This is a genomic window from Arthrobacter sp. zg-Y916, from assembly GCF_020907385.1.
GTDB classification, from domain to species: Bacteria; Actinomycetota; Actinomycetes; order Actinomycetales; family Micrococcaceae; genus Arthrobacter_B; species Arthrobacter_B caoxuetaonis.
Map to the genome: position 1 here is coordinate 111,016 of NZ_JAJJOD010000005.1, position 24,745 is coordinate 135,760.

The window sequence follows — 24,745 nt, forward strand, 5'->3', positions numbered from 1 at the left end:
TAGTGGCTATTAACTGACCTGTCCACCACAATGGAAGACGTTGCCCACGTTCAGGACCGGGAAAGGCAGGCATGGAAGTCACGAAAAGTACACCGCACGCCACCACAGGGCGCAGTGCGGCCAAGGCGTCCCGCCGCGCCGCCATGCTCGACGCCGCAGCAGCACTGTTCGCTGAACGCGGGTACAACGGGGTTTCCATTGAGGAACTTGGCGCCGCTGCCGGGGTGAGCGGACCGGCGGTGTACCGGCACTTCAGCGGCAAGCCTGCTGTTCTCTCTGCCCTCCTGGTGGGGGTCAGCAAGGACCTGCTGGAGGGCGGAATCGCCGTCGTCGCCGAATCCAGCACGGCTGAAGAAGCGCTCACCGGCCTGATTGAGTTCCAGGTGGACTTCGCCCTGCGCCAGTCGAACGTGATCCGCGTCCAGGACCGCGACCTGGCCAGCCTGCCCGAAGACGATGAGCGCACGGTCCGTTCCCTCCAGCGCCAATACGTGGAGGTCTGGGTAGATGCAATCTCCGCCCTGCACCCGGATTCGGGACTGCCGCTGCTGCGCCACCGCGCGCAGGCTGTCTTCGGTCTGATCAACTCCACCTCCCACACGCTGACCAGCAAAACCACGGCGCGCGAGACCGTTCGGCTCCGTGATCTGCTGGAGCGCATGGCATGGGCAGCACTGAATGCCTAGTAGGCTGGAGAGCAAACACCCCGAGCAGAAAGACCTGCCGTGATTGAGCTTCGTGCCGTAGTACCAGCGGACCTGGATGAGTTCTTCAGCCACCAGCTGGACCCGGGCGCCAACCATATGGCTGCCTTTGCCGCCAAGAATCCGTCCGACCGTGGTGTCTTTGACCTCCACTGGCAGCAAATCCTCAGTGACACCGGGATCACCGTGCGCACCATTGTTGCCGACGGGGAGGTAGTGGGCTCGATCCTCGCCTACCGCGAGGGCGACGTCCCGGAGATCAGCTACTGGATCGACCGTTCCCGCTGGGGACAGGGAATTACGACGGCGGCGGTCGGGCTGTTCCTGGAGGAGTTCCCGGAGCGTCCCATCCGCGCACGCGCCGTGGCGGACAACGTCAGCTCCATCCGCATCCTGGAGCGCTACGGCTTCAAGGTCATCGGCGAGGCACAGAGCTTCGCCAATGCCCGGGGCGCCGTGGTGCGCGAACTGGAACTCGAACTGGCGCAGCACTGAGGCACACACTTGTTCGGAAGGACCCCCTTCCCACGCGGTATTCCGGCGTGGAAGGGGGTCCTTTCCTCTTAAGCGTCTCCGGTGGCCGGCCGGCCTTAGTCCATCGCCAGGACCATCGCCGGTTCGCCGAGTACGTCCCCGATATCCCGGAGGAATGCTGCGCCTTCCGCTCCGTCCACCAGGCGGTGGTCGAAGGAGAGGCTCAGCGTTGTCACTTGGCGGAGTGCAATCCCGCCCTCGTACTCCCAGGGCTGGTTCCGCACTGCCCCGAGGGCCAGGATCACTGCCTCACCGGGATTGAGGATCGGGGTCCCGGCATCTACGCCAAAGACACCTACGTTGGAGATGGACACGGTTCCTCCGGAGAGCGCGGCCGGCGGAGTGCGTCCTTCCCGTGCCGTCCGTGCGAGGTCCGAGATGGCCAGGGCCAGTTCCCGAAATCCCAGCTCCTGGGCGTCCTTGATATTGGGCACCATCAGTCCCCTGGGGGTGGCCGCCGCAATGCCCAGGTTCACGTACCGGTACCGGATGATCTCCCCTGCCGCCTCATCCCAGCGGGCGTTCAGCCCCGGGTGGCGGCGGAGCGCCAGGCAGACTGCCTTGGCAGCCAGGACCAGCGGGGTAAGCCGAACGCCGTCGTACTCCTTGCGTGCCCTCAGCTTTTCCAGCAGGTTCATGGAAGGTGTGACGTCCACCGTGAGGAAGACGGTAGCGTGCGGCGCAGTAAACGCGCTGGCCACCATGGCAGCCGCCGTATGCTTCCGAATTCCTGCGATCGGCACCCGTTCCTCGCGGCCCTGGCCCAGGTGCGGCGCGTCCGCAACAACGGGCTGTGCACCGGCCTGCATGCCTAGGTCATCTCTCGAGCCGATTGCCGCTTCGACGTCGGCACGCAGGATCCGTCCTTCCGGTCCGCTGCCGGAGATGCCGGCCAAGTCGATGCCCAAGTCGCGGGCGAGCTTGCGTACCGGCGGGGTGGAGCGCGGCCGCTCGGGCAGCACCTCGACGTTGCCGGCCGCAACGGCATCAGGCGCAACGGGCACGGGGGCCGGTGCCGGGGCCGGGGCCGGGGGCATCGGCGGTGCCGGGGCCGGCTGAGCGGACAGTCCTGGCCGCGGCCGGCGCGCCGGGCGGCCCGCTTTGTCCGGTTCCGCGCCGTAGCCCACCAGGGTGGGCTGCCGGCGCGGAGCGTCCTCCACAGGCGCTGTTCCTGCCGGCACGGACGTTCCGGCCGGATCCGCAACGTCAAAGCTGATGATCGGAGACCCGACCTCCACCACGGACCCAACGGATTCGTGCAGCCTGGCCACCACGCCTTCAAAAGGCGACGGAAGCTCGACGACGGCCTTCGCTGTCTCCACCTCGGCGATGACCTGGTTCAGCGTGACGGACTGCCCTTCGGCAACGCGCCAGGAGAGGATCTCGGATTCGGTCAGTCCTTCCCCGAGGTCCGGAAGCCGGAATTCGCGGATCATGCCTGCACCCCTGCCAGCGCGCGGGGGCGGTCCTGCGAGTTCGGGCGGCGCATGACCCGGTCCACGCCGTCCAGGATCCGGTCCAGGTCCGGCAGGTGGTGCTTCTCCAGCCGGGCCGGCGGATAAGGAATGTCGAACCCGGTCACGCGCACGGGTGCGTGCTCCAGGAAGTCGAAGCAGCGTTCGGTAATACTTGCGGCTATCTCTGCTCCCAGCCCGCCGGATTGGGCCGCCTCATGGGTGATGACCAGGCGGCCGGTCTTCCGCACTGAGGCTTCGACGGCGTCGTAGTCCACCGGCGAGAGCGAGCGCAGATCGATCACCTCAACGGAGATGCCCTCGTCGGAAGCTGCGACGGCAGCGTCAAGGGCCGTCATCACCAGGGGGCCGTAGGCCACCAGGGTGACATCATTTCCCGCCGCGGCCACGCGCGCAGCACCCATCGGCAAGGCGCCGTCCAGCGTCCGGCTGACCTCACCCTTCGTGTGGTAGCGGCGCTTGGGTTCGAAGTAGAGCACCGGATCATCGCTGGCGATGGCCTGCCGGATCATCGTGTAGGCGTCCTGCGGATTGGAGACGCTGATGACCCGCAGGCCGGAGGTGTGGGTGAAGTAGGCTTCCGGGGACTCCGAGTGGTGCTCCGGAGACCCGATGCCGCCGCCGAAGGGCACCCGTATGGTCAGCGGCAGTTTAACGGCGCCCCGCGTGCGGTAATGCATCTTGGCGACCTGCGAAACGATCTGGTCGAACGCCGGATAGATGAACCCGTCGAACTGGATCTCCACTACGGGGCGGTATCCCCTGAACGCCAGCCCGACGGCGGTCCCCATGATCCCGGATTCGGCCAGCGGTGTGTCCATCACCCGCTTGGGGCCGAACTCCGCCTGCAGCCCGTCGGTGATGCGGAAGACCCCGCCGAGCTTGCCGATGTCTTCCCCCATCAGGAGCACCTTGGGGTCCTCGGCCATGGCGTCGTGCAGGCCGGCGGTAATCGCGCGGCCAAAACCCATGCTGCTCATCGTGTTCCGCCTTCCGCGGCAGGCTCCATCATCGAGCGGTACTGGCGGTAATGCTGCTCCTGGCGGTCCAGCCAGCTGTTGGGTTCGGCGTACACGTGGGCGAAGACCTCGTCGGGGCCCGGGTCCGGCAGGTCCAGGCAGGCCGCCCGGAGTTCGGCGGCGAGCGTGTTGGCATCTTGTTCCACCGAGGCGCGGAAGGCGTCGTCGAACTCTCCCTGTCCTTGCAGGTAGGCGGAGAGCCTGCTGATCGGATCCCGCTCCTGCCATTCGAGCACTTCGGCCTGGTCCCGGTAGCGCGTGGGGTCGTCGGCGGTGGTGTGCGGACCCATCCGGTAGGTGACGGCTTCGATGAAGGTGGGCCCTCCCCCGCTGCGCGCCCGGTCCAGCGCTACGCGTGTTGCGGCGAGCGTGGCCAGGACGTCGTTGCCGTCCACCCGGATGGCCGGGATGCCAAAGCCGGGCGCCCGGTTGGAGACGGGGATCTGTGCCTGCAGGCCTACGGGTTCGGAAATGGCCCACTGGTTGTTCTGGCAGAAAAAGATCACCGGGGCCTGGAAGCTGGCGGCAAAGACCATGGCCTCGTTGACGTCGCCCTGGCTCGTGGCGCCGTCACCGAAGTAGCTGATCGCGGCGTCGTCCATGCCATCCTGGGCGATGCCCATCGCGTAACCGGCGGCGTGCAGGGCCTGGGCGCCGATAATCACCTGGGTGGGCGCCATATTGACGGAATACGGGTCCCAGCCACCGGCGGCATTGCCGCGCCAGACACGCATGAGGTCGGCGTACCCGACGCCGCGGCAGTAGGCCACCGCATTCTCGCGGTAGCTGCTAAAGACAAAGTCGGAGCTGCGCAGTGCCCGGGCGGAACCGATCTGGGCTGCTTCCTGGCCCAGCAGCGGAGGCCAGAGTCCCAGTTCGCCCTGCCGCTGCAGCGACGTTGCTTCGGTATCGATCCGCCGTACCAGGACCATGTCCCGGTACAGTCCGCGCAGGACCTCGGCGTCAACGTCGTCGACCCAGTGGTCGTAGAGCTCATCCGGTACGCGCGTTCCGTCAGGGCGGATGAGCTGGACGAACGGGTTGCGGGGTTCCATTCCGGTGTTTTCGGGATGGTCTACCGGGATATGCAGGGACACTTTGATACGCATCCTTCCGTGTTGGGGCCCCTGGGGTGGCGGGGTCCGAACCTGATGCCCGGGCGCCGTTGCCCGGATAGGTGTGACCCTACTCACACCGCGCAGGTGGCACAACCACACGTCAGCAAACTGGGCATCCTGCCCTGCCAACAGGATTTTCACCGTGCTACCGTTGCGCACTATGCAGATTCTGGACCTTACCGATTTCCGTGTCCTGCGGGCCATGGCAACCGACCCGCGGCGCACCGTCGTCGCGCTCGCGTCGCGCCTGGGCATCTCGCGGAACACCGTCCAGGCCAGGCTCTCGCGGATGGAAAAGAAGGGTGCGTTCCTCTCCTTTGAACGGCGCATCAACCCCGTGGCCCTGGGCTATCCGCTGATGGCGTTCGTGCACGTGCACGTCCAGCAGCAGCGTCTGTCAGACATCACTGCCGACCTTTCCGCCATCCCTGAAGTGGTGGAGGCCCATGGTCTCACCGGAGCCGCGGACATCCTGCTGCGGATCGTGGCCCTGGATGCCGAGGACCTGTTCCGGGTGAACAAGGCGATTCTTGCCGTGCCCGGCGTCGAACGTTCTGACACCACCCTGGCCATGGGTGAACTGATCCCCTACCGGGTGGCGCCGCTGCTTGACCGCGGTCCGGCGGCCGGCGCCGAATAGGTTCGCAGACACGCAAAAGGTGCCCTCCCGGAAGGCCGGGAGGGCACCTTTTCTGTGCGGTATTGGGCTAGTGGTCCACAGCCTTTTCCGCGCCGACGCCAGTGAGCGAGCGGACTTCCATTTCCGCCTGCTTCTCGGGCGACTCGTTATCCTTGCTGGTGACCGTTCCCAGCCAGCCCAGGAAGAAGGCCAGCGGGATGGAGACCAGGCCCGGGTTGTTCAGCGGGAAGATCGAGAAATCCATTCCGGTGATCATCGAGGTTTCCGCGCCGGAGACCACCGGCGAGAAGATGATCAGCACGATCGCTGATCCGAGGCCGCCGTACATGCTCCAGACAGCACCGCGGGTGTTGAATCGGCGCCAGTAGAGCGAGTAGATGATCGTGGGCAGGTTGGCGCTGGCAGCCACGGCGAACGCCAGGGCGACGAGGAACGCCACGTTCTGCCCCTGGGCGCCGATGCCGCCCAGGATGGAGACGACGCCGATCACCACAACGGTGCGGCGGGCGACCTTCACTTCGCCGTCAACATCGACCTTGCCCTTGCGGACCACGTTGGCGTAGATGTCGTGGGCGAAGGACGCGGCTGCGGTGATGGTCAGGCCGGCCACCACGGCCAGGATCGTGGCGAACGCGACGGCTGCGATGACGCCCAGCAGCACCGGTCCGCCGAGTGCGAAGGCCAGCATCGGTGCCGCGGAGTTTACGCCGCCGGGAGCCGAGAGGATGGTTTCGCGGTCGATCAGGGCAGCTGCGCCGTAGCCGAGCACCAGGGTGAACAGGTAGAACAGGCCGATCAGCCAGATGGCCCAGACCACGGAGCGGCGGGCTTCCTTGGCTGTGGGAACCGTGTAGAAACGCATCAGCACGTGGGGCAGGGCTGCGGTGCCAAGCACCAGGGCCAGGCCCAGCGAGATGAAGTCCAGCTTGGAGGTTTCGGACTTGCCGTACTGCAGTCCCGGATCCAGGATCGCGGCGTTGCCGGACATCTCGACGGCGGAACCGAGCAGCTCGGAAAGGTTGAAGCCGTTGAGCGCAAGGACCCAGATGGTCATGATGCCGGCTCCGGCGATCAGGAGGCAGGCCTTGATGATCTGCACCCAGGTGGTGCCCTTCATGCCGCCCACCAGTACGTAGATGATCATGAGGCCGCCGACGACGGTGATGACCAGGGACTGGCCCAGCTTGGTATCGATGCCCATCAGCAGGGCTACCAGTCCGCCGGCACCGGCCATTTGGGCCAGGAGGTAGAAGAAGCAGACAGCCAGCGTGGTCGTGGCCGCGGCAATGCGCACCGGACGCTGCTTCAGGCGGAAGGAAAGCACGTCCGCCATGGTGAACTTGCCGGTATTGCGGAGCATTTCAGCGACCAGCAGCAGGGCTACGAGCCAGGCCACCAGGAAGCCAATGGAGTACAGGAAGCCGTCGTAGCCGTTGATGGCGATGGCTCCGACGATGCCCAGGAACGACGCGGCCGAGAGGTAGTCCCCGGCGATTGCGGTGCCGTTCTGCGGTCCGGTGAAGGAGCGGCCGGCTGCGTAGTAGTCCGCTGCGGTCTTGTTGTTGCGGCTGGCGCGCAGCACCACCACAAGGGTGACGGCAACGAACAGGCCGAAGATCAGCATATTCAGCCAGCCGGTTTCCCGGACGGCGTCAGCGGTGACGACGGCGGGGATGTAGAGGGTGCTCATTTGGTGTCCTCCGGAAGGGAAACGCCCTTGGCTTCCAGCTCGCCGCGCAGGTCGGAGGCGATCGGATCAAGGCGGCGGTTGGCGTAGCTGACGTACCACATGGTGATGCCGAAGGTGCTGACGAACTGCAGCAACCCGAGGATCAGGCCGATGTTGATGTTGCCGATAACGGGCGTGGACATGAAGTCATGCGCATAATCGGCCAGCAGGACGTAGGCGAAGTACCAGACCAGGAACACTACGGCCATGGGGAAAATGAAGCTGCGCTGGCGTTTGCGCAGCTCCTGGAACTGCGGCGACCGCTGGACTTCCTGGAAGTCGACTGGTGCCGCGCTTCCGGGGTGTGATTGTGGCTGGGGTTCAGCCATCTCTCCTCCTTGGGTAGGGCACGTACGGCGGTACGGCATCGCAGCCTGGAATCCATCGGGGACCCCGGACACCAACGCGCCGGTTGTGATGGGGATCACTTTTCCAAGCCGCGGGTCCCTGGGGCCACTTTCGCCGCACCTGCGTCGGTGAACGGAGCAATCCGTGCGCCCAACGGCATGCCGGGTGCCTCCGGCGCTCCCCTTCAGTGGGTAGTCTGGTGGGCATGCCTGCAGCCGTCGACGTCGCCCTGGTCTGCGCCATTGCCGTGCTGACCCTCGCCGCTGTGGCCGCTTTGGGGTACCGCCTGAGCCGTTCCCAGCGGGACCTCGGGTCCGACGCCGAACGTGCCGCGTATGCGACGCTGCACACGGCGTCGCTCGCCTCCCGCCACCTGCGGTCCGGGCTCACTCCGGCCGGGGCGTCGCGGGCCAGCCGGCACCTGCGCGGGCTGCTGCGCTGCGAAACGCTGCTCATGACCGACACCGCTGCCGTGCTGGCGTGGGAGGGATCGCTGGCGGACACACCCCAGCGCCGTGAGTGTGTGCTGCTCGCGGCCCGCTCCGTGCAGGACAGCGGCCGCACGAAGGTCTTCCGCGGTCCGGCGCTGCGGGCTCTGGGGCTGGACGACGGCGGCCAGCTGCTGATCTGCCCGCTGCGGGTCAACGGTGCCGCCGCGGGAACCCTGGGGATCTTCGCCCCGACGATCAGCGCCGGACTGATCCGGGCCACGAATGACGTAGCCGACTGGGTGGCTGCCCAGGTGGAGCTGGCCGAACTGGACACCTCCCGCGCCCTGCTCATGGAAGCGGAGGTGAAGGCCCTGCGTGCGCAGATCAGCCCGCACTTCATTTACAACTCGCTCAACGCGATTGCTTCCTACATCAACACCGACCCGGCGCGTGCCCGGGAACTGGTGGTCGAGTTTGCCGATTTCACCCGGTACTCCTTCCGGCGGCACGGGGATTTCACCACCCTTGCAGAAGAACTGACGTCGATCGACCGCTACCTGCTGCTGGAACGGGCACGCTTCGGCGACCGGCTGAAGGTTTCCCTGCAGATCAGCCCTGAAGTCCTGGGCACTGTCATTCCGTTCCTGTCCCTGCAGCCGCTGGTGGAGAATTCGGTCCGGCACGGACTGGAAGCCCTGGAAAGCGACGGCCACATCACCATCTCCGCCCGGGACGCCGGCGCGATGGCCGAAATCACCGTCGAAGACAACGGCGTGGGCATGGATCCGCAGAAACTGCGCACCCTGCTGGCCGGGCATGCCGACGGTGACCACGTAGGCCTGCGCAACGTCGATGTCCGCCTGCGCCAGCTGTACGGCGACGCGCACGGTCTGGTGATCGATACAGCCGTCGGGGCCGGAACCCTTATCACCATGAGAATCCCCAAGTCGCAGCCCGAACACCGGACCTGAACAAAGTAGTCTGTCTTCCATGCCGAAATCCGCAAAGCTGCTGAACGTGGTGGTGGCCGACGACGAAGCGCCGGCCGTAGAAGAGCTGGCCTTCCTGCTGGGCCGGGACGCCCGCATCGGCACGGTGCACCGGGCGTCCAGCGGAGCCCAGGCACTGCACGCGATCGAGACCGCTGACATCGACGCTGTCTTTCTGGACATCCACATGCCTGCCCTGTCCGGGCTGGACATCGCACGGGCACTGTCCCGCAAGGAGCGGCCGCCGGCCGTCGTCTTTGTCACCGCCGATGAAGACCACGCCCTGGATGCCTTCGAACTCGCCGCCCTGGATTACCTCCTGAAGCCGGTCCGTCCGGAGCGGCTCACCGAGTCGGTGCGGCGCATCTGCGAGACGCTGGCCGGGACGGAGGCCGACGACGGCGACGTCGTCACCGTGGTGCAGGGCGCCACGACCCGAATGATCCGGCGCGAGGACATCCGCTATGTGCAGGCCCAGGGCGACTACGCCCGCCTCCACACAGCCGATGCCAGCTACTTGGTGCGGATTCCCCTGGCCGAGCTGGAGACCCAGTGGGCGGACGCCGGGTTCCTGCGCATCCACCGCTCCTATTTGGTGGCCCGGCACCAGATCCGCCAGGTCAGGCTGTCCGCCGGGCGGGCGAGCATCCGGATCGGTTCCGAAGAACTGCCGGTGAGCCGGCGGCACCTGCCCACCGTCCGAAGCACCCTGGCCTCCGGCCGGGTCAGGCCGTCTGCATGAACAGCGCGAACCTTCCGCAGCGGGTACGGGTCACGGCTCCGCGCGCCCCGGGCGCGGCTCCGGCCGTTTTCCCGGTGGCCCGGGAACTCGACGAGCAGTCCGAGGTCGGCGAGGTATTCCTGTCATCCCTGATCCGGTCCCAGCTGAGGCTGGCACTGGTGGTGGCCGGCGGTTTCGGCCTGATCATGGTGGGCGTACCCCTGCTGCTGGCAGCAGTACCCCAGCTCAGCGCCGTCGAAATATTCGACATCCCTGTCCCGTGGCTGCTGCTGGGCTTGGGCGTCTATCCGCTCGTAATCGTCAGCGGCGCCCTTTATGTCCGAAGCGCCAACCGGAACGAAAAACGTTTCCAGGACCTGCTCGATGAAGGCTAGGACGGCGTGAGCTGGGAGGTAAGTCCCGGCGTTGGCTATGCCGCCTTAGCTGCGGTGACGGCAGCAACCCTGCTGATCGGCGCCTATGGTCTCCGCATTTCCCGCACCACCGGCGACTTCTACGTGGCGTCCCGGACGGTCAAGCCCTGGTGGAACGCTTCGGCCATCGGCGGGGAGTACCTCTCCGCCGCAAGCTTCCTGGGTGTCGCGGGCCTGGTGCTGGTTTCCGGCGCGGACGCGCTCTGGTTCCCCATCGGCTACACCGCCGGATACCTGATGCTGCTCCTGTTCGTTGCCGCACCGCTGCGCCGCTCAGGCGCCTATACCGTGCCGGATTTCGCCCGGGCCCGGCTGGATTCCGTGGCGGTCCGCCGGGTCACCAGCCTGCTGGTCGTGGCAGTGGGCTGGCTGTACATCGTCCCCCAGCTGCACGGCGCCGCCCTCACCGTCGGGCTGACGACCGGGCTGCCGGGCTGGGCCGGTTCCGTGGCTGTCGTGGTGATCGTGTGCCTCAGCGTGCTGAGCGGCGGGATGCGCTCCATCACCTTCGTGCAGGCTTTCCAGTACTGGCTGAAGCTCGTGGCACTGGCGGTGCCGGTGCTGTTCATCCTGTTCCGGCTGGGGGCCGACGGCGTCTCCTGGACCGGGGACGGCGCTGCCTTTGACGCCGGCGCCGTCACCGCCACGGAAATGGCCGATTCGGTGTACCGCAATATTTCCCTGAGCATTGCGCTGCTGTGCGGAACACTGGGCCTGCCGCACGTGCTGGTGCGGTTCTATACCAACCCAGACGGTGTTTCGGCCCGCCGGACCACCCTGATCGTGCTGGGACTGCTGTCGGTCTTTTATCTCTTCCCCACGCTTTACGGGGTCCTGGGCCGGATCTACCTGCCCGAACTGGCCTCGGAGGGCTCGGCCGATGCGACGGTGCTGCTGCTCCCGGCACGGATTTTTGACGGAGCCCTCGGCGACCTGCTGGCGGCATTCGTGACAGCAGGCGCTTTCGCAGCGTTCCTCTCCACAAGCAGCGGGCTGATTGTGTCCCTGGCCGGAGTCATCAGCCAGGAGTTCTTTCGCGGGAGCATCAGCGGCTTCCGGACCGCAACCCTGATGGCAGCAGCGGTCCCGCTGGGGATCGCGCTGCTGACCAATACACAGGCGCTGGCGGGCAGTGTCGGGATGGTGTTTGCGTTCACGGCGTCGACCCTGTGCCCACTGTTGCTGCTGGGAATCTGGTGGCGGCGCCTCACCGCGCCCGGTGCTGTTGCGGGAATGCTCACCGGAGCCTTGCTCTGCGGCGGGGCGATTATTGCGGGCGGCCTGTTTTCGGTCTCGGGTACGGCTGTGCCCGTGTGGCTGGAGCAGCCGGCGGCGTGGACCGTGCCGGCAGCGTTCGCCGTGATGGTCGGCGTCTCGGTGCGGACTGCCGGGGCGGTGCCCGGTGGAACGTCGCGGTTCCTGGCCAGGATCCACACCCCGGAGCGAATCTTCCGCTCCTGATCCCTCTCCCACACAATTCGAGATAGCAGTTTCTGCTATCTCGCTTGGCGGGAGGAAAGGGTTCCTAGTCGATCGCGGCCATGAGTTCGACGACACGGTCCAGGAACGCATCCACCTGCGTCTCCTCGTAACCTGCCTCGCCCTTGGCCTCGCGGAACACCGCGCGGCGCACCACGTCCACGCTCAGCGGCTTGTCGTGTTCAAAATAGCCGAGCAGCTCGTTGCAGAGGGCGTCGACGTCGCGCACGTTGTAGCTGGGGGCCCGCTTCTTGGAGGGACGGCGGAACCGCTCCCCCGGCTTGCGGTGCAGGCGCGCCCGCAGCACCGCTGAGGTCCGGCCAATCTGGATCAGCCAGGCCTCCTCGCCCTTCTCCTGGATGAGGCGGTCTCGCTCACGCTGGGCGAAGACATCTTCGAGCCGGTCCAGGGCGGCGTCGACGGCCTGGGCTTCGTAGCCTCCCTTGGCGGGATCGAAGGCCATGGAACGGACGTGGCGGCTGGTAATGACCTTTGCTCCCGGGGTCTCGGCATTGTAGTAATTGCGGGCTTTGGTCAGGAATTCGTCGACCTGGCGGACGTTGTAGCCGTACTCCCTGCGGCTCACACGCTCAAAGGGGGCACTGGCCTGCCTCACATCGTTCATGTTCAACTCATCCTTTGGTGTCAAGTCTTCATTCCGCCGCGGGATGCGGGACCGTCGGAAACATCTTACGTGGAGGCAGTGCCTGGAACCGCCAGGACTCCCCGGGAACGGCTACATTGCTACCGGGACAAGGAGTACCGAGAGCAGGAAAACCACCGGAGAGGCGAAAACAACCGAGTCGAGCCGGTCCATGACGCCGCCGTGGCCGGGCAGCAGGTTGGACATGTCCTTCACACCGAGCTCGCGCTTGATCATGGACTCGGAGAAATCGCCGGCTGTCGCCGCAGCGACGGTGGCCACGGCAAGTACCAGTCCGAACCACCACGGCTGGTCCAGGAGGAACACGGAGGTCAGGATGCCCACGACGGTGGCGCCGGCCACAGAACCAGCGAAGCCCTCCCAGGATTTCTTTGGACTGATCTTCGGAGCCATCGGATGCTTGCCCGCAAGGGCACCCACCAGATAACCGCAGGTGTCGTTAGCCACCACCAGCAGCAGCAGAACCGCCACGCGGATGTATCCCTCAGGCTCGCGGAAAAGCAGCAGTGCAAAACTGAGCAGGAACGGCACCCACAGGATCACGAAGATACCGGCCAGGATGCTGCGAAGCGCGTCCTGGGCAGTATCGATCGTGCGCCAGAGCAGGATGGCGATGCCGGTTCCGGCAAGCGCGAAGGCAAGCGCCTCCGTCCCGCCGAAATAGGCAGCCAGCGGCACGGCGATGGAACCAACGAGCACCGGCACCTGCGGCACCTTGATCCCGCGTACTTCCAGCGCGCGGGATACTTCCCACACACCCACGGCCGAAAACACCGCCGCGATGGCCGCGATGGCCAGGGGGCTGTACAGCAGGCCTACCAGCAAACCGCCAAGCAGTACGACGCCGACGCCGATGGCAGCGGGCAGGTTGCGCCCCGCCCTGGACGGTTTTTTCGCCGGCTTGGCGCCCTGTCTGAGGGCCCTCCGGCTGCCTGGATCATTCATGTCCGCGCCCTTCGCTGCCGGGCCGGCCTCAAGGGACGCGGAACCGCCAGCCTGGGTTGAAGGCTGGGAGTGGCTCATCAGACCTCTAGCAGCTCGGCTTCCTTGCGCTTAAGCAGCTCATCGATTGACTCAGTGTGAGCCTTCGTCATGGCGTCAAGATCCTTTTCGGCGCGGGCACCGTCGTCTTCGCCGATCTCTCCGTCCTTGACCAGCCGGTCAAGTGCATCCTTGGCCTTGCGGCGGATGTTGCGGATCGACACCTTGGCGTCCTCACCCTTGCTCCGGACGATCTTGACGTACTCCTTGCGGCGGTCCTGCGTGAGTTCGGGCATCACGACGCGGATGACCTTGCCGTCGTTGGACGGATTGGCGCCAACCTCGGAGTCGCTCAGGGCACGCTCGATGGCCCGCAGGGCGGTTACGTCATAGGGCGTGATGAGAAGGGTACGGGCGTCCGGCGTCGCAAAGGAGGCGAGCTGCTGGAGCTGTGTCGGGGAACCGTAGTAATCCACAAGCACCCGGGAGAAGAGCGCCGGATTGGCACGCCCGGTGCGGATGGTCGAGAAGTCCTCCTTGGCAACCTCCACAGCCTTGTCCATCTTGTCGGCTGCCTCTTTCAAGGTCTCTTCGATCACGGTGTCTCCTCAATACGGAAAAGTCCGCGCAAATGGCGCGGTTGGGCTCTAGTACCATCCTAACCCGGGCGGCTCCCGGCCCGCGCACCTGCGCGGATGCACCCAAGGGCCGTGCCGGGAGCCGGGGTGGAAGCCGTCCTAGTTGGAAACGACCGTCCCGATGTTCTCGCCGCGGATGGCGCGGGTCACGTTGCCTTCGCCCTCCATGCCGAAGACAACCATGGAAAGGTTATTGTCCTTGCACATGGTCATGGCGGTCTGGTCCATGACGCGGATGTCCTGGCGCAGGGCATCGTCATAGGTGAGGGTATCCAGGCGCTTGGCGCTGGGATCCTTGTTGGGGTCGGCGGTGTAGACGCCGTCTACACCCGACTTTGCCATGAGGACTTCGTCTGCGTGCACTTCAAGGGCCCTCTGGGCGGCAACTGTGTCAGTGGAGAAGTACGGCAGGCCGGCACCGGCGCCAAAGATGACGACGCGGCCCTTCTCCAGGTGCCTGATGGCACGCCGCGGAATGTAGGCCTCTGCCACCTGACCCATGGTGATGGCACTCTGGACGCGGGTCTCCACGCCTGCCTGCTCGAGGAAGTCCTGGAGCGCCAGGCAGTTCATGACGGTTCCCAGCATGCCCATGTAGTCAGCGCGGGAACGGTCCATACCGCTCTGGGACAGCTCAGCGCCTCGGAAGAAGTTGCCTCCCCCGACCACGATGGCAGTCTCGACTTCGCCTACGGTGGCCGCAATCTGTTTGGCGACGGAGCGTACCGTTTCCGGGTCCACGCCCAGCTTGCCTCCGCCGAACACCTCGCCGGAGAGCTTGAGCAGCACGCGGCGGCGCGGAGCTTCGGTTTCTGTCAGGGCGTGGTCCATGGTGCCTCCCGGGGCAGACTGGTGAAACGAAGTAAACGTGTCAGCTGTTTTCAAGATTAGTGAGGGGTTTCGGACAGGCAAAAGGGGCGGCCACCTTTCGGTGGCCACCCCCTCTGTGCATCATTAGTCAGCTCAGAGCCTGCGCCGGATTAATGCTTAGGCGCCGACGCGGAACCGGGCGAAGGCGGTCGGCTTGACGCCGGCCTCTTCAAGCACGGCTGCAACGGTCTTCTTGGAGTCCTTCGCGAAGGGCTGGTCCAGAAGCACGATCTCCTTGAAGAAGCCGGTGAGGCGTCCTTCAACGATCTTCGGCAGCGCGGCCTCGGGCTTGCCCTCGGCGCGTGCGGACTCGTCAGCGATGCGGCGTTCGTTCTCTACGATGTCCGAGGGAACTTCGTCCCGGGTCAGGTAGGTCGGAGCGTAAGCAGCAGTGTGGACTGCGACGTCGTGGGCCGCAGTGAAGGCGTCGTCACCTTCGCCGTCAACAGCGAAGAGCACGCCGACCTGTGCCGGAAGGTCCTTGGAAGTCTTGTGCAGGTACGCGTCGACGGTCTTGCCTTCGATGCGTGCCACGCGGCGGACAACAACCTTTTCGCCCAGGATCGCGCCTTCTTCAACGACGACCTCGGACAGCGGCTTGCCGTCGACCTCGAAGGCCAGCAGGGACTCGGCGTCAGCTGCGCCGGACTCCACGGCTGCGGCGAGGACGCGGTCAGCCAGTTCGATGAACTTGGCGGACTTGGCAACGAAGTCAGTCTCGCAGTTCAGTTCGACCATGACGCCGACGGTTCCGTCGATGACCTTGGCAGCAACCAGGCCCTCGGCGGTGGAACGGCCTTCGCGCTTGGTAGCGCCCTTCAGGCCCTTGATGCGGATGAGCTCCATGGCCTTGTCGGCATCGCCGTTAGCCTCGTCGAGAGCCTTCTTCACATCCATCATGCCGGCGCCGGTGCGCTCGCGCAGAGCCTTGATATCAGCAGCGGTGTAGTTCGCCATTTGGACTCCAGTCCTCCCGTAATAAAAGTATTGGTGCATTTCCACCTGTACGGCGGGCCGGGTATCCGGCCCGCCGTACAGGCGAAGGTCCTAAGACGGCAGCAGCACCAGGGCCACTGCCGTCACAGGGAAATCGAGTTACTTTGCTTCTTCAGCGGGAGCTTCGGCGGCGGGAGCCTCCGGAGCAGCCTCAGCGGCCGGAGCTTCAGCAGCGGCTTCAGCGGCCGGAGCCTCTTCAGCGGCCGGAGCAGCTGCGCCTTCGAGCAGTTCGCGCTCCCACTCAGCCAGCGGCTCAGCCGGGGCTTCGGTGTTGCCGGACTTGTTGTGGCGGACGATCAGGCCCTCAGCAACGGCGTCGGCGATAACGCGGGTCAGCAGGTTGACGGAGCGGATGGCGTCGTCGTTGCCCGGGATCGGGAAGTCGACGTCGTCCGGATCGCAGTTGCTGTCGAGGATGGCGACAACCGGGATGTTCAGCTTCTTGGCCTCGTCAACGGCGAGGTGTTCCTTCTGGGTGTCCACGATCCAGACCACGGACGGAGCCTTGGTCAGGTTGCGGATGCCGCCCAGGTTGGATTCCAGCTTGGTCAGCTCACGCTTGAGGAGCAGGAGCTCCTTCTTGGTGTGGCCGGACGCAGCGACGTCGTCGAAGTTGATCTCTTCGAGTTCCTTCATGCGCTGGATCCGCTTGGCGACGGTCTGGAAGTTGGTGAGCATGCCGCCGAGCCAGCGCTGGTTCACGTAGGGCTGGCCAACGCGGGTGGCCTGCTCTGCGATGGCCTCCTGAGCCTGCTTCTTCGTGCCGACGAACAGCACGGTTCCGCCGTGGGCAACAGTGGCCTTGACGAACTCGTAAGCGCGGTCGATGTAGGACAGCGACTGCTGCAGGTCAATGATGTAGATGCCGTTGCGCTCGGTGAAGATGAAGCGCTTCATCTTCGGGTTCCAACGGCGGGTCTGGTGACCAAAGTGAACGCCGCTGTCGAGCAGCTGGCGCATGGTAACGACGGGCATGTCGTCACTCCTTCCGGCAGCGTGCGGCGACGAAGCGCGCACGGAAAGCTGCCTATTGACGGTTGATAGAAGCACCCGGCGGGTGCTGCTCCTGGTGCCCATCAGCTGCAGGATTGTTCTCCGGCGGCGTGCGTCCCGTTCCGGTGTTTGGCCGGACCGAAGGAACGCACCCATTTTCCCTGTTTCGGGGAGCGTGGATAGTTGGGGCACGCGTAGTCAGCGTGCTGAACGTAAGCCTGGTCCCTATCGGCACACCAGATCATCCGTGATCCGCTGCTGGAGCGGGGGTGGGATGGCCTGTGCGGGCAGGAAGGATCAGCGCGCAGCAAACTGCTTCGTCAAGTGTACTACAGCGAAGGGGCCCCGACTGCCGCTCCTCCCCCGCCCGTTCCTGCCGCTGGCGGGGGCGGAATCTGTCCACAACGGCAGGTCTCGCAGGCTCCGGCACCGCAGCTTCCGCGAGACTCGGGACCATGACCAGACTCCGAAGGGCAACCCCCCTGCGTGCCGCCGTCCTGCTCCTGCTCATGGTCGCGGCACTGGCCGCTGCCCCTTGGCCGGGAGCGGCAGTTCCAGCGCCGGGGGCCCTGCCCGCGTGGCAGTGGCCCGTTACACCGCAGCCCGACGTCGTCCGCGGCTTCGACAAACCTGCCCAGCGCTGGCTGGCCGGGCACCGCGGCGTGGACCTCGCCGCGGCCGGCGGAACTGCTGTCCGCAGTCCGGCCGGCGGCACGGTCCGCTTTGCCGGACACGTCGTGGACCGGCCAGTGCTGACTGTCGATCACGGGGGCGGCCTGGTCAGCAGCTTCGAGCCCGTGGCCTCGACGCTGTCTCCGGGTGAAGCTGTGGCGGCCGGGCAGACCGTGGGGCTGCTGGACGTCCGGCCCCCTGCCCTGGACCCGCCCGGAACGAAGCAGCCGCACTGCCCCGGCAGCTGTCTGCATTGGGGAGTGCGGCTGGACGGGGAGTATGTGGACCCCCTGCGCTTTATCCTGGACCGGCGGCCGAGCATCCTGCTTCCGCTGCCCGCCGGTCCCGGATCCTAGACGAACGCTGCGATTCCGGTGATGGCGCGCCCGGTGACGAGGGTGTTGATTTCGTACGTTCCCTCGTAGGAGTAGATGGCTTCGGCGTCTGCGAAGACCTTGGCCATGCCGTAGTCAGTGACGATTCCGTTGCCGCCGAGGATACTGCGGCCCAGTGCCACGGATTCACGCATCCGGGCGGTGGTAAAGGCCTTGGCAAGGGCTGACTGCTCATCCTTGGCGCGGCCCTCGTCCTCGAGCTGCGCCAGGCGGACCATCATGCCCATCGAGCTGACCGTGTTGCCCAGGATCTGCACCAGCTGCTCCTGCACAAGCTGGAACGATGCCAGCGGCTTGCCGAACTGCTCGCGCTGCACGGCGTAGCGGCGTGCGACGTCGAACGCGGCCATCTGCTGGCCAACGGCCTGCCAGGCAACGGCCAGGCGTGTGACCTTCAGGACCTTGTTCGTGTCCCGGAAGCTGTTGGCGCCCTTGAGGTGGAAGTCGTCGCTGACGACGACGTTGTCGAGGACAATATCGGCGTTCTGGACGGTGCGCAGGGCGATCTTGTTCTCGATCTTGGTTGCCGAATAGCCTTCGGTCTTGGTGTCGACCAGGAAGCCCTTGACCTGGTTGTCGGCTTCGTCGCGTGCGTAGATCACAACCCAGTCGGAGAACGTGGCGTTGCCGATCCAGCGCTTCGCACCGTTGAGCACCCAGTTCCCGCCTTCCCTACGGGCCGTGGTGCGGGTTCCGCCGGCAACGTCGGAGCCGCCCAGCGGCTCGGTCAGGCCGAAAGCGCCAATTTTCTTCATCGAGTAGATGTCCGGAAGCCAGGCATCCTTCTGCTCCTGAGAAGCCAGCGCTTCTATGGAACCGGTGAACAGTCCGTCGTGCACGCCCATGAAGGTGGCGAACGAGGTGTCTGCGCGGGTGAACTCCGCATGGCACAGCCCGGCGAAGAGGTTGGAATAGCCCTGCCGGTAGACCGGGGACACCACATCCAGTTCAGCCAGCTTCGGAATCATGTGGAAGGGGAACTCCCCGGCATTCCACCAGTCGTTGGCGTACGGCTTCACTTCGGCGCTGAGCCAGCTCCGAACCTCATGCAGGCGGTCGCGCTCCTTGTCGCTGAGCAGGTCTTCGAATGCATAGAAGTCGCCGTCCGCGTACGGGAGGTTATCGACGTCGATAGTTGCCATGAAATGTCCTTCGCTGGTCTTCGGGCGTCCGGGCGATGAAGCCGGCTGACCCTTATGTTACCCACCAGTAACATCGAAGCACAATCCCCCTTGGGGACTGCTTTAACAGCGAAGCACCCCGGCACGGGGCCGGGGTGCTTCATCTGCTGACACGGGTAGGGCTGGTGGGGCTTGAACCCACGACCCACGGATTATGAGTCCGCTGCTCTGACCGGCTGAGCTACAGCCCCGCGTGCTCCTGTCCGGGACAGGAAGTACTGCCATCCTAAGGGGCGGCAGGCCCGGTGGCCGAATTGGCTTCCGGCCCCGGGAACCTAGCCGGGGAAGGCGGTGTCGCCTTCGCCCCGGTAGAGCTTCTCAAATGTCGCAAGGGTCCCTTCGAGGCTGTGCGGCTCGACCATGGCCCGGCTGTGCCGTCCCATCTGCTCCCGCTCACTGTCCGGAAGCGAAAGGATCTCCGTGATCCGGCCGGCCAGTTCCGAGCTGTCCCCCGGCTGGAAGAGATAGCCGTTCCGGCCGTGTTCGACCAGGTGCGGCAGCGCCATGGCGTCAGCCAGCAGCACCGGAGTGGAGGCAGACATCGCTTCCAGCGTGACCAGGGACTGCAGTTCGGCGGTTCCCGGCATGCAGAAAAGGTCCGCGCGCAGGTAGGCCTGGCGCAGCTCCTCGTCGTCCACCAGGCCGCGGAAGACAACCCTGTCCTGGAGCCCCAGCCGTGTTGCCTGGGCGATCAGCGCCTGCTTCACTTCTCCGCCGCCGACGATCTCGGCGTGCAGGTTCAGCTCGCGGGGAGTCTTGGCGACGGCGTCGATCAGCACGTCGACATGTTTTTCTTCAGCGAGGCGTCCGACGAACAGGATGGTCGGGTGATCCGGCCGCTGGATTTCTTCGCCGTCCTGCAGCTCGTAGGCCGAGGCATCGATGCCATTGGAAAGCGGCAGTACGTCAGGCAGGGACGCATATTCCGTCATGGCCTTGGCAGCGAGCGGGGTGGGAGTGGTGACGACGTGCGCGCGGCCCATGACCTTGCCCATGTCGCGCCACGAGTTCCGGGCCACGATCTGCTTGAACCACGTCGGGAACGGCAGGAACGGATCCAGGTTTTCGGGCATGAAGTGGTTCGTCGCAACAACGCGGATTCCACGTTTGCGGGCCTCGTAGAGGGTGTACTCGCCGACCATGTAGTGGCACTGGACGTGGACGACGTCCGGCTTGATGCGGTCAAGCAGCAGGGATATGTGCTTCTTGATTTCCCACGGCAGGCAAATCCGCCAGTACTCGTGCGTGGGCACTCCGTGGGAACGAAGCCGGTGCACTGCCCAGGGGCCGTCCGTTTCCGAATGGCTCGGGCCGCTGCCGGGGCTTGGTGCCAGGACGTGGACGTCGTGGCCGCGGCCGTGCATGCCCTGGGCCAGGCGGAAGCCGAACTGGGCCGCACCGTTCAGGTGCGGTGGGTAGGTGTCACAGGCGATCAGGATAGTCAGCGGTTTTTCTGCCGGTTCCTCGGTCACGAAAGTATTCCTCTATTGGGTTCGGTCTAACGGTTTGGGTGCGCGTCAGGGCTTGCGGTTGCCGGCCGGCTTCGATGCCGAAGGTCTTTGGCGCCGCTTCTGGGCTGCCCTGCGTTTGATGACGTCCGGATGGTACCGGGACAGGGCGACCACCCCAACAATAGCAACCAGGGCGCAGACTCCCATCCCCACGGCCAGCACGGCGGGAACATCGGGACGGAGTTCATTCAGGACCCCAATGCCGATCGCGATCCCCACCATTGGGTCGATCACCGTCAGTCCGGCGATCACCAGGTCCGGAGGACCGCTGGAATAGGCACTTTGCACGAACCAGGCACCGAGTCCCCCCGCCACCACGATCCCGGCGACCGTGTACCACGGCACGTTGAGCAGGAAGCGTCCGTTGGGGTCCAGCAGGTCGGCCGCGATCGTTTTGGTGAGAACGGCAACGAAACCGAAGAGGATGCCGGCTCCGAGGATGTGAGCGATCGCGCCGAGCCGCTTGCCGAACAGCAGGTTCAGGAGGGCGAAGAAGGAAACCACGACGGCGAGAATCATCACGATCGTGATTTCCTGCCGGGGTTCGACAACTTGGTCGGTTCTCGTCGCGCCGACGGCAAGGGTCACGAACAGCATGCTCCCGGCGACACAGGCGATGATCGAAACGACAGTGACCCGGTTCAGCCGAAGACCCTGGTCCCGTGAGTTCACGATGGTGGTGATGACCAGTGCCAGCGAGCCAATGGGCTGCACGACTGTCAGGGGCGCCATTGCCAGCGCGGCGACGTTCAGTCCCATGCCGATCCCCAGCAGGAGCAGGCCGAACAGCCAGCGCGGGTTCCGGAGCAGCCTCACGAAGCCTGAGGAATTAAGGTCCAGCCCGCCGGTGTCGGCGCTGACCGCGCTGCCCTGGCGCTGGGCGCCGAAGGCCAGGAAGAAGGCGCTGGCCAGGGCGCAGGCGATGGCGATGCCGGTCATGGAACCCGGCCCGGGTCGCTGGGAAGTGTGCTGCCGCCGTCAGGACGCATGCGGTGTCCTGACGGGCACGGCGTTTTGCAGCCTGTATTTCCGCCAGGAGGCCCGCATGTAGCCGGCAAAGGCTGCGATGTGTCCGGCACAACCAGTGGCAAGCACGATGTTCCCGACGATGATCAGCCACTCGTACCCGAAGCCCGGGACTCTTTGGAGCAGGAGCATCGGAGCGCCGATGAGCAGCAGCGCGGTCCTGATCTTCCCGATGTTGCTCACCGGAAGGTTCGGGCTCCCGCCGAAGAGTATGAGGGAGTTCGCAATGAGGATCAGATCCGGGATGACAATCGTCCAGACGAGCCAGGACGGAGCAATCTGGTCGACGACGAATACGATCGCCACGATGATCAGGGCCAGCCGGTCAGCAACGGGGTCGAGCCATTTGCCCGTCCGTGACACCTGGTCCAGCCTCCGTGCGAGGTAGCCGTCTACCCAGTCCGTGGAACCGATAATGACCAGTGTGACAAAGGCCGGACCGTAGCTGTCCCTGGCGATAAACCAGACAAAAAGTGGTACGCCAAGGAAGCGGAGGATGGTGATCAGGTTTGGAAGGGTCCAGAACGTATCAAGGACCCTTTCCCCCCGGCCCGGACGGGAACCGGCGCCGATGAGCTTGATCACGGTGTGGCTTCCTCTGCCTTTCTGTACAAAACGCGCTATTTACGCATCAGCCTGCGGAGGAGGATTCCCATGGCGACCAGTGACGCGCCGAGCACCGCAAGCGGCTGCTTGCGCTCGCGCAGCATGGTGCCGATCTCGTCGGCGGTGCCCCTCGTTCCGTCGGGTGAAGCCGTTCCGTCCGCGGATGTGCTGCCAGGCCGGCGGCGCGAGGCCGAGCGGCGGGCCTTGAGGTCAGACATCTGCTTTTTGACGTCGGCCTTTTCGCCGAGCCCGTCACGCACGGCAGCCATGTGCTCGCGGCGCTGGCGCAGCCGGATGCGCAGCTCTTCGGGAGTGGGCTTGTGGACGGCGTCCTCGGGTTTCTCCTGCTTGCCCTTGCCTTCGTCCTTGGGTTTGGGCTGCTTCGGTGCGTCCAGGGTGGCCGGATCGAAGCTGCGGCCCTCCTTCAGGACGCCAAGGTCATAGCGGACTCCGCGAAGAGCATCTTCGGGCAGCAGCGGCATGGTCTTCTTGAAACGCGAAATACCTACCAGCGCGGCAACCCCGGCGATCACCAGGAAAAGCGCGGCGACCAGGAGGGCGGCCAGCCAGGCGGGCATCACTGTTGCCAGCCCCAGAATGGCTGCGGCGATCAGGGCAACGCCAAGCGCGGCCAGGCACAGGAGAGCCGCAACCATAAAACCGGCTGCGATCCCGGCTTTGATGCCCTTCTGCTTCATTTCCGCCAGCGCAAGGGCCAGTTCGTCGCTGATTTGCCGCGGAAGCAGGCGTGCCATGACCTTGGAGAGTCCAACCAGCGATGAGCTTCCGTTTGCCCGTTGGGTCCTGGTGCTTGCGGAGCTGTTCATCGGCCCTGCCTCCGTCTGCTCGTTACTGTTCGCCGTTGCCATTACCCAAAATTACCATTCTCCTCAGATTTCACGGGTTTCCGTATGTGCCGTCCAGACACTCCAGTCACAACTTGTCGCGGTCTTCCTCAAGTTCGCGTCCGGACAGCTCGGGAAGTTTTGTCTTCACGAACCAGAACGAGACAACGGCAAAGATCGTAAAGATGGCGTACATAATCCACAACCCGAAGTTTTCGCTGACCCACGGGAAGGAAAGGGTCACAATGAAATTGAAGATCCAGTTCACCATGGTGCTCAGCCCAAGGGCCAGTGACCTGATGCTATTCGGGAAAATCTCGCCCAGGGTCACCCACATGACCGGACCCCACGTCGCCGCGAAGAAGACCACGAAAAGGTTGGCACCGATCAGGGCAATAGCGCCCCACGGCTGGGGCAGCAAGATTTCTCCGCTGCTGTCATCGGCTTGGAAGAAGGAGACTGTTGCGGCCAGCAAACCGATGAACATGCCAACCGAACCGACCATCAGCAGCTTGCGGCGGCCTACCCTGTCGACGAATGCGATGGCCACGATCGTCATCAGCACGTTGACGACCGAGGTGATCACCGACGTCGTGAAGGAATCGGATTCGCTGAAGCCCACCGACTGCCACAGCGTCGTCGAGTAGTAGAAGATCGCATTGATGCCGACCAGCTGCTGCAGTGCGGCAATGGCCATGCCCACCCAGAGAATCGGCTTCAGGCCCAGCATGCTCCCGCGCAGGTCGGCGTAGGTCGCACGTTCCTCATGCTCAAAACTGGCCCGGATTTCAGCGATCTTTTTGTCTGTGTCCCGGACGCCGGTGATGTCCCGCAGCACCCTTGCTGCTTCCGGGTCACGGTTTTTGCGCACCAGATACTGGGGAGATTCGGGGATCGTCAAAGCGAGAAGCCCATAAACGATCGCCGGAAAGACACCGACCAGCAGCATCCAGCGCCAGGCTGCCATCCCCCACCACAGCTCGTTGAACGCGCTGCCCGCAGTGTTGGCCAGGAAGGCGTCTGACAGCAGGGCCGCGAAAATGCCCAGCGTAATGGCGAGCTGCTGCACCGACCCCAAGGCTCCGCGCCACTTGGCCGGTGCGACCTCCGCAATGTACCCCGGCGCGATGACGGAGGCGGTCCCGATGGCCAGGCCACCGATCAGCCGCCACAGCATCAGGTCCCAGACGCTGAAGGCCCAGGCCGAGCCGATGGAGTTGGCGGCGAAAAGGACCGCGGCGGACACCATCACGGTCTTACGGCCAATGCGGTCCGCCAGCTGGCCGGCGAACCAGGCACCGATAGCGCAGCCCAGCAAGGTGATGGCAACAGTAAAGCCCAGCACTCCCGCGCTGAGATTGAAGTCCCCGCCGATCGCATCGACGGCCCCGTTGATGACAGCGGTGTCAAAGCCGAACAGCAGGCCGCCAACTGCGGCAGCCACGGTAACCGCTATGACTTTGGCAGGGTGCGACACATCCCCTGCGCTTCCTTGGCTGGGCCCTGCCTGACTTGCACCCATTGGATCCCTCGGCTCTCCTAGTGCGCGGAAATAACCAATAAAGCTTACTCCAACAGTAAGCATGCTTTGTGTTGCTGGGAACTGCGGCGCCGCTTTCGGGCCGGCGGGTGCAGGCCGGATGAATCAGGTGGAGATGCCTGTGGAATAAGAAAGCGGACGTGGCCCCGCGTGCCGGGGGGCGGCCCCCGGGGGGGGGTGTGGGGTTTGCGGGCGGCGCCGCCCCC

General features: G+C 65.2%; 25 protein-coding genes and 1 tRNA gene. 8 read left to right on the plus strand and 18 right to left on the minus strand.

Going from position 1 to position 24,745, the window contains the following annotated elements:
* Nucleotides 1-71 precede the first annotated feature (71 nt).
* Nucleotides 72-686 carry a TetR/AcrR family transcriptional regulator gene (locus tag LOC59_RS10055; RefSeq protein WP_227917345.1) on the plus strand — a complete coding sequence of 205 codons (615 nt, stop codon included), beginning with the start codon at nucleotides 72-74 and terminating at the stop codon, nucleotides 684-686.
* A 39-nt stretch (nucleotides 687-725) separates the two neighbouring features.
* Entirely contained in the window at nucleotides 726-1,199 is a 474-nt protein-coding gene (locus LOC59_RS10060; protein ID WP_227894843.1) for a GNAT family N-acetyltransferase, read from the plus strand.
* Nucleotides 1,200-1,294: 95 nt separating this feature from the next.
* On the opposite strand, the gene LOC59_RS10065 is transcribed toward LOC59_RS10060, so the two are convergent.
* Genes LOC59_RS10065 through pdhA form a run of 3 tightly spaced genes read right to left on the minus strand, consistent with a single transcriptional unit; the run spans nucleotide 1,295 to nucleotide 4,841 of the window.
* Nucleotides 1,295-2,674 carry a dihydrolipoamide acetyltransferase family protein gene (locus LOC59_RS10065; RefSeq protein WP_229971761.1) on the minus strand — a complete coding sequence of 460 codons (1,380 nt, stop codon included), beginning with the start codon at nucleotides 2,672-2,674 and terminating at the stop codon, nucleotides 1,295-1,297.
* Entirely contained in the window at nucleotides 2,671-3,693 is a 1,023-nt protein-coding gene (locus LOC59_RS10070) for an alpha-ketoacid dehydrogenase subunit beta (protein ID WP_227894845.1), read from the minus strand. Before LOC59_RS10070 ends, LOC59_RS10065 begins: the two co-directional genes overlap by 4 nt.
* Entirely contained in the window at nucleotides 3,690-4,841 is a 1,152-nt protein-coding gene (gene pdhA, locus LOC59_RS10075) for a pyruvate dehydrogenase (acetyl-transferring) E1 component subunit alpha (protein WP_442860584.1), read from the minus strand. Before pdhA ends, LOC59_RS10070 begins: the two co-directional genes overlap by 4 nt.
* Nucleotides 4,842-5,010: 169 nt before the next feature.
* On the opposite strand from pdhA, the gene LOC59_RS10080 reads away from it, so the two are divergent.
* Complete coding sequence (locus LOC59_RS10080) at nucleotides 5,011-5,490, plus strand: Lrp/AsnC family transcriptional regulator (RefSeq protein WP_227894846.1); 480 nt, start codon at nucleotides 5,011-5,013, stop codon at nucleotides 5,488-5,490.
* A 67-nt stretch (nucleotides 5,491-5,557) separates the two neighbouring features.
* Here the strand turns inward: LOC59_RS10080 and LOC59_RS10085 are convergent, their stop codons facing one another.
* Together LOC59_RS10085 and LOC59_RS10090 are read right to left on the minus strand one after the other, a co-directional pair.
* Nucleotides 5,558-7,180: a solute symporter family protein gene (locus LOC59_RS10085; RefSeq protein ID WP_229971763.1), complete on the minus strand. Its 1,623-nt coding sequence runs from the start codon at nucleotides 7,178-7,180 to the stop codon at nucleotides 5,558-5,560.
* The gene (locus LOC59_RS10090) at nucleotides 7,177-7,548 is read right to left on the minus strand and encodes a DUF485 domain-containing protein (RefSeq protein ID WP_227894848.1); all 372 of its coding nucleotides are present in this window, start codon (nucleotides 7,546-7,548) and stop codon (nucleotides 7,177-7,179) included. The genes LOC59_RS10085 and LOC59_RS10090 overlap by 4 nt, the downstream gene beginning before the upstream one ends.
* 224 nt (nucleotides 7,549-7,772) lie before the next feature.
* Here LOC59_RS10090 and LOC59_RS10095 point away from each other — a divergent pair, with 224 nt between their 5' ends.
* From LOC59_RS10095 to LOC59_RS10110, 4 genes are read left to right on the plus strand one after another with little or no spacing between them, the layout of a single operon-like run.
* Nucleotides 7,773-8,969, plus strand: coding sequence for a sensor histidine kinase (locus LOC59_RS10095; protein WP_229971765.1), 1,197 nt, complete (start codon nucleotides 7,773-7,775; stop codon nucleotides 8,967-8,969).
* A 37-nt stretch (nucleotides 8,970-9,006) separates the two neighbouring features.
* Nucleotides 9,007-9,729, plus strand: a complete 723-nt coding sequence (locus LOC59_RS10100) for a LytR/AlgR family response regulator transcription factor (protein ID WP_227917402.1) — start codon at nucleotides 9,007-9,009, stop codon at nucleotides 9,727-9,729.
* A complete protein-coding gene (locus LOC59_RS10105; protein WP_227894850.1) occupies nucleotides 9,726-10,103 on the plus strand; it encodes a DUF485 domain-containing protein in 378 nt (125 codons plus the stop codon). The genes LOC59_RS10100 and LOC59_RS10105 overlap by 4 nt, the downstream gene beginning before the upstream one ends.
* A gap of 6 nt (nucleotides 10,104-10,109) precedes the next feature.
* The gene (locus LOC59_RS10110) at nucleotides 10,110-11,603 is read left to right on the plus strand and encodes a sodium/solute symporter (RefSeq protein WP_229971767.1); all 1,494 of its coding nucleotides are present in this window, start codon (nucleotides 10,110-10,112) and stop codon (nucleotides 11,601-11,603) included.
* Nucleotides 11,604-11,667: 64 nt separating this feature from the next.
* On the opposite strand, the gene LOC59_RS10115 is transcribed toward LOC59_RS10110, so the two are convergent.
* The 6 genes from LOC59_RS10115 to rpsB form a co-directional block, all read right to left on the minus strand.
* Nucleotides 11,668-12,246, minus strand: a complete 579-nt coding sequence (locus LOC59_RS10115) for a DivIVA domain-containing protein (RefSeq protein WP_423721373.1) — start codon at nucleotides 12,244-12,246, stop codon at nucleotides 11,668-11,670.
* Nucleotides 12,247-12,357: 111 nt separating this feature from the next.
* On the minus strand, nucleotides 12,358-13,308 hold the full coding sequence (locus LOC59_RS10120) for a phosphatidate cytidylyltransferase (RefSeq protein WP_227894853.1): 951 nt from the start codon (nucleotides 13,306-13,308) through the stop codon (nucleotides 12,358-12,360).
* Complete coding sequence (gene frr, locus LOC59_RS10125) at nucleotides 13,308-13,865, minus strand: ribosome recycling factor (RefSeq protein WP_227894854.1); 558 nt, start codon at nucleotides 13,863-13,865, stop codon at nucleotides 13,308-13,310. The genes LOC59_RS10120 and frr overlap by 1 nt, the downstream gene beginning before the upstream one ends.
* Nucleotides 13,866-14,003: 138 nt before the next feature.
* Entirely contained in the window at nucleotides 14,004-14,735 is a 732-nt protein-coding gene (gene pyrH / locus LOC59_RS10130) for a UMP kinase (RefSeq protein ID WP_227894855.1), read from the minus strand.
* 156 nt (nucleotides 14,736-14,891) lie between these two features.
* Entirely contained in the window at nucleotides 14,892-15,731 is an 840-nt protein-coding gene (gene tsf / locus LOC59_RS10135; RefSeq protein WP_227894856.1) for a translation elongation factor Ts, read from the minus strand.
* 138 nt (nucleotides 15,732-15,869) lie between these two features.
* Nucleotides 15,870-16,745 (minus strand): 30S ribosomal protein S2, encoded by an 876-nt coding sequence (gene rpsB, locus LOC59_RS10140; RefSeq protein WP_227894857.1) that lies wholly within the window; start codon nucleotides 16,743-16,745, stop codon nucleotides 15,870-15,872.
* Nucleotides 16,746-17,218: 473 nt separating this feature from the next.
* On the opposite strand from rpsB, the gene LOC59_RS10145 reads away from it, so the two are divergent.
* Nucleotides 17,219-17,791 carry a murein hydrolase activator EnvC family protein gene (locus LOC59_RS10145; RefSeq protein WP_229971769.1) on the plus strand — a complete coding sequence of 191 codons (573 nt, stop codon included), beginning with the start codon at nucleotides 17,219-17,221 and terminating at the stop codon, nucleotides 17,789-17,791.
* Here the strand turns inward: LOC59_RS10145 and LOC59_RS10150 are convergent.
* The 7 genes from LOC59_RS10150 to LOC59_RS10180 all read right to left on the minus strand — a co-directional run bounded on the left by LOC59_RS10150 (nucleotide 17,788) and on the right by LOC59_RS10180 (nucleotide 24,476).
* Nucleotides 17,788-18,972 (minus strand): acyl-CoA dehydrogenase family protein, encoded by a 1,185-nt coding sequence (locus LOC59_RS10150; RefSeq protein ID WP_227894859.1) that lies wholly within the window; start codon nucleotides 18,970-18,972, stop codon nucleotides 17,788-17,790. The genes LOC59_RS10145 and LOC59_RS10150 overlap by 4 nt on opposite strands.
* A 156-nt stretch (nucleotides 18,973-19,128) precedes the next feature.
* Nucleotides 19,129-19,202 (minus strand) — tRNA-Ile (locus LOC59_RS10155).
* A gap of 84 nt (nucleotides 19,203-19,286) precedes the next feature.
* Nucleotides 19,287-20,483, minus strand: coding sequence for a glycosyltransferase (locus LOC59_RS10160; protein WP_227894860.1), 1,197 nt, complete (start codon nucleotides 20,481-20,483; stop codon nucleotides 19,287-19,289).
* A gap of 45 nt (nucleotides 20,484-20,528) precedes the next feature.
* The gene (locus LOC59_RS10165; RefSeq protein WP_227894861.1) at nucleotides 20,529-21,461 is read right to left on the minus strand and encodes a DMT family transporter; all 933 of its coding nucleotides are present in this window, start codon (nucleotides 21,459-21,461) and stop codon (nucleotides 20,529-20,531) included.
* 39 nt (nucleotides 21,462-21,500) lie between these two features.
* Nucleotides 21,501-22,133, minus strand: coding sequence for a CDP-alcohol phosphatidyltransferase family protein (locus tag LOC59_RS10170; protein WP_227894862.1), 633 nt, complete (start codon nucleotides 22,131-22,133; stop codon nucleotides 21,501-21,503).
* Nucleotides 22,134-22,168: 35 nt separating this feature from the next.
* Nucleotides 22,169-22,981, minus strand: a complete 813-nt coding sequence (locus LOC59_RS10175) for a phage holin family protein (RefSeq protein ID WP_227894863.1) — start codon at nucleotides 22,979-22,981, stop codon at nucleotides 22,169-22,171.
* A 106-nt stretch (nucleotides 22,982-23,087) separates the two neighbouring features.
* A complete protein-coding gene (locus tag LOC59_RS10180) occupies nucleotides 23,088-24,476 on the minus strand; it encodes a sugar porter family MFS transporter (protein WP_227894864.1) in 1,389 nt (462 codons plus the stop codon).
* Nucleotides 24,477-24,745 lie beyond the last annotated feature (269 nt).

Coding starts and splice junctions, on each gene's coding strand:
- LOC59_RS10120 (WP_227894853.1), bottom strand. CDS start 13,308: ATGAGCCACTCCCAGCCTTCAACCCAGGCTGGCGGTTCCGCGTCCCTT.
- pyrH (WP_227894855.1), bottom strand. CDS start 14,735: ATGGACCACGCCCTGACAGAAACCGAAGCTCCGCGCCGCCGCGTGCTG.
- LOC59_RS10105 (WP_227894850.1), top strand. CDS start 9,726: ATGAACAGCGCGAACCTTCCGCAGCGGGTACGGGTCACGGCTCCGCGC.
- tsf (WP_227894856.1), bottom strand. CDS start 15,731: ATGGCGAACTACACCGCTGCTGATATCAAGGCTCTGCGCGAGCGCACC.
- LOC59_RS10055 (WP_227917345.1), top strand. CDS start 72: ATGGAAGTCACGAAAAGTACACCGCACGCCACCACAGGGCGCAGTGCG.
- LOC59_RS10070 (WP_227894845.1), bottom strand. CDS start 3,693: ATGAGCAGCATGGGTTTTGGCCGCGCGATTACCGCCGGCCTGCACGAC.
- LOC59_RS10065 (WP_229971761.1), bottom strand. CDS start 2,674: ATGATCCGCGAATTCCGGCTTCCGGACCTCGGGGAAGGACTGACCGAA.
- LOC59_RS10080 (WP_227894846.1), top strand. CDS start 5,011: ATGCAGATTCTGGACCTTACCGATTTCCGTGTCCTGCGGGCCATGGCA.
- LOC59_RS10175 (WP_227894863.1), bottom strand. CDS start 22,981: ATGAACAGCTCCGCAAGCACCAGGACCCAACGGGCAAACGGAAGCTCA.
- LOC59_RS10145 (WP_229971769.1), top strand. CDS start 17,219: ATGACCAGACTCCGAAGGGCAACCCCCCTGCGTGCCGCCGTCCTGCTC.
- LOC59_RS10085 (WP_229971763.1), bottom strand. CDS start 7,180: ATGAGCACCCTCTACATCCCCGCCGTCGTCACCGCTGACGCCGTCCGG.
- LOC59_RS10090 (WP_227894848.1), bottom strand. CDS start 7,548: ATGGCTGAACCCCAGCCACAATCACACCCCGGAAGCGCGGCACCAGTC.
- LOC59_RS10165 (WP_227894861.1), bottom strand. CDS start 21,461: ATGACCGGCATCGCCATCGCCTGCGCCCTGGCCAGCGCCTTCTTCCTG.
- rpsB (WP_227894857.1), bottom strand. CDS start 16,745: ATGCCCGTCGTTACCATGCGCCAGCTGCTCGACAGCGGCGTTCACTTT.
- LOC59_RS10150 (WP_227894859.1), bottom strand. CDS start 18,972: ATGGCAACTATCGACGTCGATAACCTCCCGTACGCGGACGGCGACTTC.
- LOC59_RS10095 (WP_229971765.1), top strand. CDS start 7,773: ATGCCTGCAGCCGTCGACGTCGCCCTGGTCTGCGCCATTGCCGTGCTG.
- LOC59_RS10115 (WP_423721373.1), bottom strand. CDS start 12,246: ATGAACGATGTGAGGCAGGCCAGTGCCCCCTTTGAGCGTGTGAGCCGC.
- pdhA (WP_442860584.1), bottom strand. CDS start 4,841: ATGCGTATCAAAGTGTCCCTGCATATCCCGGTAGACCATCCCGAAAAC.